This is a genomic window from Novosphingobium sediminis (assembly GCF_007991615.1).
Classification (GTDB): Bacteria; Pseudomonadota; Alphaproteobacteria; order Sphingomonadales; family Sphingomonadaceae; genus Novosphingobium; species Novosphingobium sediminis.
The window spans coordinates 161448-174547 of the sequence record NZ_BJYR01000016.1; the positions used below are offsets into that span (position 1 = coordinate 161448).

At 66.9% G+C, this 13100-nt stretch carries 10 protein-coding genes; 8 read left to right on the forward strand and 2 right to left on the reverse strand.

Annotated elements, in window-relative coordinates; genetic code table 11:
* Positions 1 to 16: 16 nt before the first annotated feature.
* From prsK to NSE01_RS12915, 4 genes are all read left to right on the forward strand, one after another.
* Positions 17 to 2158 carry an XrtA/PEP-CTERM system histidine kinase PrsK gene (gene prsK, locus NSE01_RS12900; RefSeq protein ID WP_147160040.1) on the forward strand — a complete coding sequence of 714 codons (2142 nt, stop codon included), beginning with the start codon at positions 17 to 19 and terminating at the stop codon, positions 2156 to 2158.
* Positions 2155 to 3546 (forward strand): PEP-CTERM-box response regulator transcription factor, encoded by a 1392-nt coding sequence (gene prsR, locus NSE01_RS12905; RefSeq protein WP_371863220.1) that lies wholly within the window; start codon positions 2155 to 2157, stop codon positions 3544 to 3546. The genes prsK and prsR overlap by 4 nt, the downstream gene beginning before the upstream one ends.
* 28 nt (positions 3547 to 3574) lie before the next feature.
* Positions 3575 to 5116 carry a tetratricopeptide repeat protein gene (locus NSE01_RS12910; protein WP_246135199.1) on the forward strand — a complete coding sequence of 514 codons (1542 nt, stop codon included), beginning with the start codon at positions 3575 to 3577 and terminating at the stop codon, positions 5114 to 5116.
* 70 nt (positions 5117 to 5186) lie between these two features.
* Positions 5187 to 6254 carry a CaiB/BaiF CoA transferase family protein gene (locus NSE01_RS12915; protein ID WP_147160041.1) on the forward strand — a complete coding sequence of 356 codons (1068 nt, stop codon included), beginning with the start codon at positions 5187 to 5189 and terminating at the stop codon, positions 6252 to 6254.
* Between the two features lie 141 nt (positions 6255 to 6395).
* Here NSE01_RS12915 and NSE01_RS12920 read toward each other — a convergent pair whose 3' ends face one another.
* Positions 6396 to 7463, reverse strand: coding sequence for a DUF475 domain-containing protein (locus tag NSE01_RS12920; RefSeq protein ID WP_147160042.1), 1068 nt, complete (start codon positions 7461 to 7463; stop codon positions 6396 to 6398).
* 44 nt (positions 7464 to 7507) lie between these two features.
* Complete coding sequence (gene panB / locus NSE01_RS12925) at positions 7508 to 8377, reverse strand: 3-methyl-2-oxobutanoate hydroxymethyltransferase (RefSeq protein WP_147160043.1); 870 nt, start codon at positions 8375 to 8377, stop codon at positions 7508 to 7510.
* Between the two features lie 236 nt (positions 8378 to 8613).
* On the opposite strand from panB, the gene NSE01_RS12930 reads away from it, so the two are divergent.
* The 4 genes from NSE01_RS12930 to NSE01_RS12945 form a co-directional block, all read left to right on the forward strand.
* Entirely contained in the window at positions 8614 to 10134 is a 1521-nt protein-coding gene (locus NSE01_RS12930) for an amino acid permease (RefSeq protein WP_147160044.1), read from the forward strand.
* A 123-nt stretch (positions 10135 to 10257) separates the two neighbouring features.
* Complete coding sequence (locus NSE01_RS12935; protein WP_246135200.1) at positions 10258 to 11037, forward strand: hypothetical protein; 780 nt, start codon at positions 10258 to 10260, stop codon at positions 11035 to 11037.
* Entirely contained in the window at positions 10988 to 12520 is a 1533-nt protein-coding gene (locus tag NSE01_RS12940) for a DUF6504 family protein (RefSeq protein ID WP_147160045.1), read from the forward strand. Before NSE01_RS12935 ends, NSE01_RS12940 begins: the two co-directional genes overlap by 50 nt.
* Positions 12513 to 13100 (forward strand): PHP domain-containing protein (locus NSE01_RS12945; protein WP_147160046.1); only part of this gene is annotated, 588 nt, incomplete at its 3' end. The genes NSE01_RS12940 and NSE01_RS12945, both read left to right, overlap by 8 nt.

Below are 13100 nucleotides of genomic sequence, written 5' to 3' on the forward strand. Positions count from 1 at the left end.
GCGGCAGGCGCGCGCCATGCACAGTCCGCTCGAATGGACCGGCCTCAGCCAGTGGAGCTACCTCGTCGCGGCATTCGCGGCGATGCTGCTCACGGTGTGGCTTGCCGATAGGCTGCGGCGCGGCAAGGAAGGCAGCCGTGCGCTTATTGCGGCGCTTGCGCTGACGACGGCGTGGAGCCTGCTGGGCTCTTCGTTCGGACCGATCGCGGCCATCACGCAAGTGTTCGAACTCATGCGCAACCTTGGCTGGTTGGCGGTGGTCTATTCGCTGTTCGCGCGCGACAACCGGCATACGAGCGTGGTGCAGGTGCGTCCGGTGCTCGCCGTGCTTGCCATGGTCGAGCTGTTCCAGATCGTGCTGCTGGTGCTGGCAGTCCGCTTTTCGGGGATTGTCGCGGCCACCGCGATGATCTTCCAGCTTTCGGTCATGTTCCGCCTGCTGCTGACGACGGGCGCGCTGGTACTGGTGCACAACCTTTATGTCGGCGCGATCAGTGGCCAGCGCGATGCCGTACGCTGGACTGCGCTCGCGCTCGCGCTGATGTGGGGCTACGACCTCAATTTCTACACGATCGCCTATCTCGGCCGGACAATCCCGCTGGAGATGGTGGCGCTGCGCGGGCTGGTGCAGATCGGCGTGATCCTGCTCGTTTCGGTGGGGGCGATGCGCGGCGGATCAGCGCTGCGGTTTTCGCCCAGCCGGTCGGTGGCGTTCCAGTCGCTCTCGCTGCTGGTGATCGGTGGCTACCTGATCCTGATGGTGGCCGCAGCGCAGTCGGTCGCGTGGCTTGGCGGCAATGTGAGCCAGCTGGCGCAGTTGGGCTTTGCGTTTGCGACGACAGTGGTGATCCTCGCGCTGGTCCCTTCGGCGCGCCTGCGCGGCTGGCTCAACGTGATGCTGGCCAAGCACTTCTTCCAGCACCGCTATGATTATCGCGCCGAATGGCTGCGCTTCACCCGCACGATCGGGCGCGGCGGGCCGGGCGCATCGCCGCTCCATGCGCGCGTGGTGCAGGCCTTGGCAGACATTACCGACAGCGCCAGCGGCCTGATGCTGATCCCGGGCGAGGGGGGCGATCTGGTGCTCGCCGCGCGCTGGCAGTGGCCGACAGCCGAAGTGCCGGCTGAGGCCATGCCGGCCGAAGCGGCGCAGTTCTTCGAGCGGCGCGGCTTCATCGCCGACCTTGATGAGGTCCGTGGCGGAACCGACCACGAAGGCGAGGCGGGGCTCATTCCTCAGTGGCTGGTGGAAGAACACGGCGCGTGGGCGCTGGTGCCGCTGCTGCATTTCGACCGGCTCGTCGGCCTTGTCGTGCTCGGCCGCCCGCTACTGGCGCGCAAGCTCGATTGGGAGGACTTCGATCTCCTGCGCGTCGTCGGACAGCAGCTGGCAAGTTACATCGCCGAACACAACGGGCAGAGCGCGTTGCTCGAGGCGAGCCGGTTCGACGAGTTCAACCGCCGCATTGCCTTCGTGATGCACGATATCAAGAACCTTGCCAGCCAGCTTGCGCTGCTTGCCCGCAACGCCGAGCGCCATGCGGACAATCCGGCCTTCCGCAAGGACATGCTGGTGACGCTGACCAATTCGGCGGACAAGCTCAATGCGCTGTTGGCGCGGCTTTCGCGCTATGGGGCGGGCGGTGTGCAGCGGCTCGAGCCGGTCGATGCCGCGCAAGTGATCGAAGCCGTCGCTGCGCGCTATCGCGAGGCAGGCGGCGATTGCCCGGTCTATGTGACGCAGGGCCAGACGTGCCTTGTGACAGCGAGCCGCGAAACGCTTGAACAGGTGCTGGCGCATCTCGTGCAGAACGCGATCGATGCCAGCCAGCCCGGCATGGCGGTGCTGCTCCAGACCAGGCTCGATGGCTTCAACGGCGTGATCGAGGTTTCCGACACCGGCAGCGGCATGAGCGCAGACTTCGTGCGCAACCGCCTGTTCACGCCGTTCGTTTCGACCAAGGCGGGCGGCTTCGGCATCGGCGCGTTCGAAGCGCGCGAACTGGTTCGCGCGATGAACGGGCGGCTGGAAGTCGAAAGCCGCGAGGGCCTCGGCAGCCGGTTTGCGGTGCGCCTGCCGCTGGTGATGGCAACCGAACTCGAAATTCAGCCTGACGGCAGGTCGGGCGACACGCCAAATGACAAGAAGGTGGCATGATGATTCAGGACCGGCCCCCGAGCGCCGTGAAAGCGCTCCCCAAGCTCCTCATCGTCGAGGATGATCCGGGTCTTCAGGCCCAGCTAAAGTGGGCTTACGAGGACTTCGAAGTGCTCATTGCAGGCGACCGCCAGACCGCGCTTGCGCTGCTTCGTTCGGAAGAGCCGTCGGTCGTCACGCTCGACCTTGGCCTGCCGCCAGATCCTGACGGGACCAGCGAGGGCTTTGCCGTGCTCGATGCGATCATGGCGCTGAAGCCCGATACCAAGGTGATCGTCGCCAGCGGCCATGGCGCGCGTGAAAGCGCGCTGCGGGCGATCCAGCAGGGCGCGTATGACTTCTACGCCAAGCCTGTCGATATCGATGCGCTCGGCCTGATCGTGCGCCGCGCGCTGCACCTCCATCGCATCGAGACGGAAAACCGCCAGCTTGCCGAGCGCGCTCCCGAGGACAACAAGGTGCTCGGCCGCATGATTACCGGCGCGCCGGAGATGGTGAAAGTCGCGCGCACGATTGAGCGCGTGGCGGGCACCAATGTCTCGGTCATGCTGCTGGGCGCGAGCGGCACCGGCAAGGAACTGCTGGCGCGCGGACTGCACGAGGCGAGCCCCCGGCGGCAGGGCGCGTTCGTGGCGATCAACTGCGCGGCGATCCCGGAAAACCTCCTCGAAAGCGAGCTTTTCGGCCATGAGAAGGGCGCGTTCACCGGCGCGGTCAAGACCACCGAGGGCAAGATCGAGCAGGCGAGCGGCGGCACGCTGTTCCTCGACGAAGTGGGCGACATTCCTTTCCCGCTGCAGGTCAAGCTGCTGCGCTTTCTGCAGGAGCGCACGATCGAGCGCATCGGCGGGCGGCGCTCGATCGAGGTCGATACGCGCATCGTCTGCGCGACGCACCAGAACCTCGAGGCGATGATTACGGATGGCCGGTTCCGCGAGGACTTGTTCTACCGCCTCGCCGAGATCGTCATCCGCATCCCGAGCCTTGCCGAACGGCCGGGCGATGCGGCGCTGCTGGCCAAGGCCTTCCTCACGCGCTTTGCTGCCGAGATGAACCCGTCGGTCAAGGGCTTCGCGCCCGATGCGCTGGCGGCGATCGACGCGTGGACCTGGCCGGGCAACGTGCGCGAGCTTGAAAACCGGGTGAAGCGAGCGGTTATCATGGCCGATGGCAAGCTCGTGACGGCGAGCGATCTCGACCTTGCCGAACCGGGCGAGGACGATGCCAATCCGCTCAACCTCAAGTCCGCGCGCGAGGCGACCGACCGCAAGATGATCCGCCACGCGTTGGCGCGCAGCGAGGGCAATATTTCCAGCACTGCGCGCCTTCTCGGGATCAGCCGGCCGACGCTCTATGATCTCCTCAAGCAGTACGACCTCCAGCATTAAGCGGGCTCTCTGCCTTGCGCTGGGGGCAGTGCTGCTGGCTGGTCCCGCAGCCGGCGCGTCGCGGCTCGACGACCTGCGCGCGAAGGCGCAGGCGGCGATTGAGCGGCGCGATCCGGTCACGGCCGAAGTCATGCTGCGCGCCGCGATCAAGGGCGGCGCGAACGAGGATGAACTGCGCGCGCATCTGGGTGAGGCGCTGCTCGCCGAGGGCGACCGCACCGAAGCGCGCAAGGTGCTGGAAGGCGGGGCTTTCGCACCGGGAACCGAAGCGCTGGGGTGGCGCGTACGCGGCCAGATCGCACTGGCACAAGGCGACTTTGGCGCCGCCGCCGGTGCCTTCAATACCGCTCTGCGTGCCAACCCGAACGATTCCGACCTGTGGGTGGCAATCGCCGCGCTGCGCTTTTCGGGCGGGGAGCAGCTGCAATCAATCGAGGCGGCGGACCGTGCCGTCGCACTCGATCCAAAGAACGCCCGCGCGCTCGCCTTCAGGGGCCTGCTGATCCGCGAACAGTATGGCCTTGCCGCGGCGCTGCCGTGGTTCGAGGCGGGTCTCAAGGTTCGGCCCGATGATCCTGCGTTGCTTGGCGAATATGCGGCGACCCTGGGCGACATGGGCGATTACCGCGCCATGCTGATCGTGTGCCGCAAGCTGGCGCAGGTCGATCCCAAGAACCCGCGCCCGGCTTTCCTGCAGGCGGTGCTGGCTGCGCGCGCCGGCGAGACAGATCTCGCGCGGACGATCCTGCAGCGCACCGGCAATGCCTTCCGCAACATGCCTGCAGCGATCCTGCTGACCGGGGTGCTCGAATACCGCGCCGGCAATACCAACGTCGCGGTCGAACAGTTCGACCGGCTGGTGCGGATGCAGCCCGATAATCTTGAGGCACGGCAGATGCTGCTGCGCGCGATGTCGCGGCAGGCAAGCGATCAGCCGCTCGTTGCACGATTCGATGCCGATGCCGCGCAGCCCTTCGCGCCGCCTTACACCTTGCGTCTGGTGGGCGAGAGTTGGCGGCGGCTGGGCAACAAGGCCCGCGCCGAGGCGCTGTTAGCACGGGCGGCGCACCATTCGGCGCATGGCCCGGTGCCGCTGCCGACCGAATTCGGCGCTGCCGTGCTGGGCTCTGCCTATGCCGACGCGCCGAACCGGGCGCAGACATCGGTGCCCTATATCCGCGCGCTGCTGAAGGAGGGCCGCAAGGATGAAGCGCAGGCCGTGGCGGACCGCCTGCGCGATAGCAATCCCGGTGCCGCAGAAGCGCACCTGCTGGCGGGCGACGTGCGGACTATCCGCGGCGATGCCACCGGCGCCTTGGCCGACTACCAGAACGGCGCGTCGATCCGCTTCAACGAACCGGTGCTGCGGCGCATGGATGCCACGCTGCGCGCGCTCGGCCGCGCGCGCGACGCCGATTCCATGACATCGCGCTACCTTGCGCAGAATCCCCAGAGCCTGCTGGCCATGAAGCTTCTCGCCGCCGCCTGGGCGAGAGAGCCACGCCGCGATGCCTATCTGGCGATTTCGCGGGCGCTTGCCGCGCGTGGTCAGCCCGATCCGGTGCAATAAGTCTCGACAGCGAGGCAATCGCGCGGCAAACCCCGTTTCAATCGATCGGTTAAAACAGACGGGGTGAGTGATGGCTGGTGCGCTGGAAGGTTTGACGGTTCTCGAATTCGCAGGGATCGGACCGGGGCCCTTCGCCTGCATGATGCTGGCCGATCACGGTGCGAAGGTGATCCGCATTGACCGCCCCAGCAAAGGTGGCCGGGTCGGTGATGCCGGCAACCGCGATATCCTCAACCGTAACCGCACGCGGATCGAGCTCGATCTCAAGGATCCGGCTTCGATCGCGCGCATCCGCGAACTGGTGAAGACGGCGGACGCCATCATCGAAGGCTATCGTCCGGGTGTGATGGAGCGGCTCGGGCTGGGGCCTGACGTGCTGCTCGCCGACAACCCGCGCCTTGTCTATGGCCGCATGACGGGCTGGGGACAGGATGGCCCGATGGCCCCGCTCGCCGGGCATGACATCAACTACATCGCGCTGGCGGGTGCGCTCCACACCTATGGCGCGGCGGGCGGCAAGCCGCAGTTCCCGGTCAATGCGGTGGGCGATTTCGGCGGTGGCGGCATGGTCATGGCGTTCGGCGTGCTGGCGGGCGTGCTTTCAGCACAGCGCACCGGCAAGGGGCAGGTGATCGACTGCGCGATGGTCGACGGCGCGGCGGTCCTTTCGGCGATGACCTGGACCTTCTTCGGCAACGGCCAGTGGAAGGATGAGCGCGGCACCAACCTGCTCGATGGCGGCGCGCATTTCTACGACACGTACGAGACGAGCGACGGCAAGTGGATCGCGCTGGGTTCGATCGAGCCGCAATTCTACGCGCTGCTGATGGAGAAGAGCGGCCTCGGCGCCGATCCCGCCATGGCTGCACAGCATGACCAATCGCAGTGGCCCGCACTCAAGACCAAGGTCGCCGCATTGATCGCAACGAAGACCCGCGCCGAGTGGGAAGCGATCATGGACGGAACCGACATCTGCTTCGCACCCGTCCTCAGCCTCAAGGAAGCGCCGCACCACCCGCACAACGCTGCGCGCAGCACGTTCGTGGAGGACGGCGGGATGACGATGCCGGCTCCCGCACCGCGCTTCATGGGTACGCCTGCTCCGGCGCCGAAGCTGGCGTCCGTGCCGCTGGATTGATGGCTGGGAGACTGCCCAGAGTCCCCCAAAACCCGCTCACCCTGAGCTTGTCGAAGGGTGCTGGCGCAACGGCAGTGTCTGATGCTTCGACAAGCTCAGCATGAGCGGGTTTGGATAGGCACAAGGGATTGGGCCGCAGCCTCACTCCGCCCGCAGCGCTTCCTCGATCTCGCCATCGGGGAAGCGGCGGTTGTGGCGGACTGACCACCACAGCGAAAGGCCGATCAGCACCGCGCCGATCAGGCCCGTCACCGTCTCGGGGATCGCGACGTGCGCCGAGATCAGCATGATCGCGGCCAGCGCAACAATCGCCCAGAACGCGCCGTGTTCGAGGTAGCGGTACTCCGCCAGCGTGCCATTGCGCACCAGCATGAGCGTGAGCGAGCGCACGAACATTGCGCCGATGGAAAGGCCCAGCGCGATCACCACCATGTTGTTGGAGAGCGCGAAGGCGCCGATCACGCCGTCGAAACTGAACGATGCATCGAGCACGTTGAGATAGAGAAAGCCGCCGAGGCCAGAGCGCACGACTTGCCCCGCTGCCTTCTGCGCGGCTTCCTGCATTTCGAGCAAGGTGCCGATTGCTTCCACCGCGATAAACGTCACGATCCCCAGTGCGCCTGCGCCGAGGAAGGTCAGCGCTTCGTCCTCTGGCAACAGCAGCGAAACGCCATAGAGCGCCAAGAGCAGGATCGCGATTTCTGCGGCCTTGATATCGGCAAATCGGGCAAGGGCGCGTTCGAGCCCCGTGATCCAGTGCACGTCCTTCTCGCCGTCGAAGAAGAACGAAAGCCCCACCATCGCGAGGAACGCTCCGCCGAACCCGGCAATGCCGACATGTGCGCTTGATACGATGGCTTCATAGCGCGCCGGCTCGGTCAGCGAGATGCGCAGCGCCTCCACCGGCCCCATGCCTGCCGCAATCGCGACGATGGCTAGCGGAAACACGATGCGCATGCCGAACACCGCAATGACCATGCCCCAGGTAAGGAAGCGGCGCTGCCAGACCTCGTCCATCTCGCGCAGCACGACCGCGTTCACCACCGCGTTGTCGAATGAAAGCGACACTTCGAGCACCGAAAGCATCACCACGATCCACAGCATCGCCAGCGTTGCAGACAGCGATGCGGTCTGGAACCAGCCGTAAGCGGCCGCCAGCACGAGGCAGACAAGCGAGAAGGCGATCGAGCCGCCGAAGTTCCTGATCAAGTGGTGGTCCCGTATTGGCCGGGTGATACCGGCCGGATGTCCCCTTACTTCGGCTGGTAGGTCTGTTCCACCCCCGGAAAGGTGCGGTCACGCACTTCTGCGGCATAGTTGGCGGCAGCTGTGGAGATCGTTTCGGCGAGGTGTTCGTAGATCTTCACGAAGCGGGGGGTGCGCTCGAACATGCCGAGCATGTCGTCTGTCACCAGCACTTGCCCGTCGCACTGCGCCGATGCGCCGATGCCGATGGTGGGGCAGGGGACGGCCTTGGTGATCGCCACCGCAAGCGGTTCGACCACACCTTCGACGACAATGGCAAAGGCCCCGGCTTCGGCAATCGCGCGCGCATCGCCGATGATCTTCTCCGCTTCCGCCGCGCTGCGCCCGCGCGCGTTGTAGCCGCCGAGCACGTTGACTGCCTGCGGGGTGAGGCCGACATGGCCCATCACCGGAATGCCGCGCTGGGTAAGGAACGCGACGGTTTCGGCCATCGCCACACCGCCTTCGAGCTTGATAGCATCGCAGCCGGTTTCCTTGAGCACGCGCGAGGCGCTCTCGAAGGCCTGCTGCGGTGAGCTTTCATAGGCGCCGAACGGCATGTCGACCACGACCGCCGCGTGATACGAACCGCGCACCACGGCAGCGCCATGCGCGCACATCATGTCGAGCGTGACGGGAACGCTTGAGGGCAGGCCATAGATGACCTGACCAAGCGAATCCCCCACCAGCAGCAGATCGCAATGCGCATCGAGGAGCTGTGCCTGCCGCGCGGTGTAGGCGGTGAGCATGACCACCGGAAGCTCGGTCTTCCCGTCCACCTTGCGCTGGCGGATGCCGGGAATGTTGAGCCGCTTCATCGGCGCCGGAGTGGGGTGGGCGCGGCTGGTCGAAGTGTCGAGAACGTAGGTCGTGGACATGCGCGAGGTTCCCTGTCGCTGGACCCGCGCTTTTAGAGCAATGCCGCCAAGCCGCAAGGCTAGGTCCGTTTCGGTTTATGACTGTGTCGCTCCGATGCACGCGCTTGGGGAAAAAGCGCTTTGCGGCAGCGGCCCTCGGCGCTAGCAATCAAAGCAGCAACCTGGTTCCGGTTAGACTTGCCAGCGCGATCAGGGCGCGCGGCGTGCAAGGCGCCGGACCAAGGCGGGAGAAATCAATGTTCGGTCGCGTCAAACCACTCGACGCCATTCTTGCCACTGCCGAGAAGAAATCGCTGCATCGTTCGCTCGGCGCGTTCCAATTGACCATGCTCGGCGTCGGCGCCGTGATCGGCACCGGCATTTTCGTGCTGACCGCTGAAGCCGCGCAGAAGGCTGGCCCCGGCATGATGGTCAGCTTCATCATCGCGGGCTTCGTCTGCGCGGTGGCTGCACTGTGCTACGCGGAAATGGCCGCGATGGTGCCAGTTTCGGGCTCGGCCTATACCTACAGCTACGCTGTTATGGGCGAACTCGTCGCGTGGATGGTCGGCTGGGCGCTGATCCTCGAATACGCGATCGCGGCAGGCGCGGTTTCGGTCGGCTGGTCGGGCTACATGGTCGGCTGGCTCAACACGAGCTTCCATCTCGATATTCCGCTCACGTTGGTGCGCGGTCCGTTTGATGGCGGGGTCATCAACCTGCCGGCGATGGGCATCGCGGGCCTGATCACGTGGCTGCTGGTGCTCGGCACCAAGGAAAGCGCCACGGTCAACGCCGTGCTGGTGGCAATCAAGATCGCCGCGCTTTCGCTGTTCGTCGCGCTGACCCTCCCGGTCATCAAGAGCGGCGAGTTCGTGCCTTTCGCGCCGACCGGCTTCACCGGCATCTCGGCGGCGGCGGCTTCGATCTTCTTCGCCTATGTCGGCTTCGACGCGGTCTCGACCGCGGCGGAAGAGACCAAGAACCCGCAGCGCAACATGCCGATCGGCCTGATCGGCAGCCTTGCGATCTGCACGATCTTCTACATGCTGGTTGCCGCTGGCGTGATCGGCACCGTCGGCGCGCAGCCGATGGCTGGCCCGAACGGTGAAGTGCTCTCGCCCGGTACGCCTGCGCTCTCGGCCGCCTGCGCCGCGATCCAGGACAACGCGGTGGTCTGCTCGAAGGAAGCGCTGGCGTGGACGCTGCGCACGGTCGGCTATCCCTTCGTGGGCTGGCTGGTTGGCGCTGCCGCGATCCTCGCGCTGCCTTCGGTCATTCTGATGATGATGTTCGGCCAGACCCGCATCTTCTTCGTGATGAGCCGCGACGGACTGCTGCCGGAGTTCTTCTCGAAGATCCACCCGCGCTTCCGCACGCCGCACGTGATCACGATCCTCACCGGCATTTTCGTGTCGGTCTTCGCCGCGTTCTTCCCGGTCGGCCTGCTGGCTGACGTGTCGAACTCCGGCACGCTGTTCGCCTTTGCCGCGGTGTCGATCGCGGTGATCGTGCTGCGCCGGACCGAACCCAATCGCCACCGTCCGTTCCGCACGCCGGCGGTAAGCGTTGTCGCGCCGATCTCGATCGCGGGCTGCGTCTATCTGTTCTTCAGCCTCTCGGCGGCGACGATCACGCTGTTCTTCGGCTGGGCGGCCGCAGGCCTCGTCGTCTACTACACCTATAGCCGCAGCCGCAGCCATGTCGGTCGTGGTACGGTCGAAGTGCACGAGGAAGACAGCGATGTTCCGCCGCAGCCGGTGCCGCCGCTGGTCTGATCGCTGACGGCAATCGCAAGGCATAGAGGGCCGCTTTCCTTCGGGAAGGCGGCCCTTTTGCATGGAAGGGCAGGCTGCGGGCGAGGTGCTTGCAAGGCGGGAGAATAAGAACATAATAGGAACATGAGCCGAATCGAAGCCTGTTCCGAAATCCATGTTCTCTCACCCCCGCTGCCCGCTGGATTGCGGCGGGGTTCTGCGTCTCGCGCCCTTTCCGGCGCCAAGTCCGTGCGCTGGAAGCCGGGGATCGCGGCGTCCTGCCGCCACACTGAAGTGTTTGCATCGGGCGGTGAGGCAACCGGCGCGGCAATGGCGCTCGCCCTCGCGCGTGATGCCCTCCATGTCGATGCCGAGGATCAGCGTCCGTGGCTCTGGGTGCAGGACAAGGCCGCGCTGCGCCTTTCGGGCCGGCCCTATCGCCCGGGCTTACCCAAACACCTGCGCCACCGTCTGATCCACGTTGCCGCCACCACGCCCGAGGATGCGCTGTTCGCGCTGGAAGAGGGGCTGCGCTGCCGCGATCTCGCCTTCGTGATCGGTGAAATCGCGGGCAATCCGCGCGCGCTCGATTTCACCGCGTCGCGCCGCCTCAGCCTCGCTGCGGAAAAGCACGGCACTGCGCTGTGGCTGGTGCGGCTCGATGCGCGCAGCGATCTCGGCTCGGCGCGGATGCGCTGGCGCGCTGCTGCCGCCGCCTCGCCGCCGCCGCGCTGGAACCCGCTGGCACCCGGCCAGCCGACATGGCGTGCCGAGTTGTTCCGCGCCCACACCTTTCAACCCGGACACTGGACCTTGCGTGATGACGGCAATGCTCTCGTCGCCAGCCCCCCAACGGCCTCTGGCGCGCCGGATCATGGCGATCTGGTGCGCGGATCTGGCGCTCGATCGCTGGCGGCTGGCTGAAGGCTGCGCAGCGGGGCAGGGAACCGACGCCGCCCCGCTAGCGCTGATTGCAGAAACCGCTCACGGCCCCCGCATCGCTGCGGTCAACGCCGCAGGGGCAGAGCATGGCGTGCGGACGGGTACGATGCTGGCAGACGCGCGCACGCTCTGCCCCGCGCTTGCCGTGCGCCCGGATGATCCCGCCGGAGACCTCGCGTTTCTCGAGCATCTCGCGCTCTGGGCGCAGCGCTGGGGGCCGTGGTCCGCGCTCGATCCGCCCGATGGCCTGATCGTCGATACCACCGGCGCGGCGCACCTCTTCGGCGGAGAGGCTGCCTTGCTGGCGGATGCGCGCGCGCAGCTCAGGCGGCGCGGCCTGATGGCGCGCGCCGCGATCGCTCCCACGGCAGGCGCGGCCTGGGCCTTGGCGCATTACGGACCGGATGGCGCAGTGCTCGAAGGCGAAGCGATGCTTGAACGCCTCGGTTCGCTGCCCATCGCCGCACTGCGGCTCGATGACGATGTGCTGCTCCTGCTGCGCCGCCTCGGCCTCAAGCGGATCGATGATATTGTCGGCATCGGGCGCGAGGCGCTGGCCCGCCGCTTCCGCACCCGCCGCGCGCCCGCCGCCAATCCGCTGGTGCGGCTCGATCAGCTGCTTGGCCGCGTGCCCGAACCGCTGCTGCCTGTGATCGGGCACGAACAGCCGATGGTGCAGCGCCGCCTGATGGAGCCGATCCGTCACCGCCCGCTGCTTGACCGCGTCTTGGCGGACCTCGCGGAGGATATGGCGCGCGCGCTCGAAGCGCGGGGGGAGGGCGCGCGGCGGCTCGAACTGGCGGCATGGAAGGTCGATGGCGAAGTCCTTGTGCGGCGGCTCGAAATGGCTTCCGCCACGCGCGATCCCGCCCACGTTTGCCGCCTGTTCGCGGCGCGGCTGGATGACCTCGATGCAGGCTTCGGCATCGAATTCGTGCGCCTCATCGCGCCGTGGACCGAGCCGCTCGCGCTCGCGCAGGCCGAACTTGATGCCGCCGCCGAACGCCACGGCACCAGCCTTGCCGCCTGCATCGACCGGCTGACGGTGCGGCTGGGCGCGGGGGCGGTGCGCCGCCCGCTCCCGCGCGCCAGCCACTTGCCCGAACGCGCGCAGCGCTGGACGCCGCCGCTGGCGCCGCAGCCCGGCCTTCAGGAAGACTTCGCCTTTCATGAGCGGCCCCTGAAGCTGCTCGACCGGCCCGAACCCATCGCGGTGATCTACGAAGCGCCCGATGGGCTCCCCCGCCTGTTCCGCTGGCGCGGCGGCGTGCACGAAATCGCCCGCGCCGAAGGGCCGGAACGCATCGCCCCCGAATGGTGGCGTGAACGCTCTACCGTGCGCCTGCGCGATTACTACCGCATCGAGGATAGCGCTGGCCGCCGCTACTGGATCTACCGCCACGGCCTTGCCGGCGACGGGCGCGGCGGCGCGCCGGAATGGTTCCTGCAGGGCTTTTGTGCCTGAAGGCCCGCTCACCCCGGCGCGGCGGCGCCTGACGGGCGAGGAGGCCTCAAGCGCCCCCGTCCGCGCGGCCTTCGTCGAACTCGGCCTCGTCACCTGTTTTTCGTTCCTGCGCGGCGCATCCGATCCGGTCGACCTCGTGCTCGCCGCGCACCGGCTCGGCTATGATGCCATGGGCGTGGCGGACGCCAATTCGATGGCCGGCGTGGTGCGCGTGCATGGCGAGGCGAAGGCGCTGGGACTGCGCCCGGTGATCGGCTGCCGGATCGAGACTATCGAAGGTCTCGCCTTCCTCGCCTATCCCACAGACCGCGCGGCTTATGGCCGCCTCTGCCGCCTCATTTCCGCCGGCCGCATGGCGCGCCTCGATGGCGAATGGCAGGCCAAGGGGGTGTGCGAGATCGACCTCGCGATGCTCGCCGCGCATAGCGATGGCGTGCACCTCGTGCTGCTGCCGCCGGGCGATCTCGATCAGATCTATACGATCGAAGCCGAAAGCAACGTGATCCCCCTCCCGCTTGCGGGAGGGGTTAGGGGTGGGCACGCGGCAAGCACCGCGTCTGAACAGCCCACCCCCAGCCCC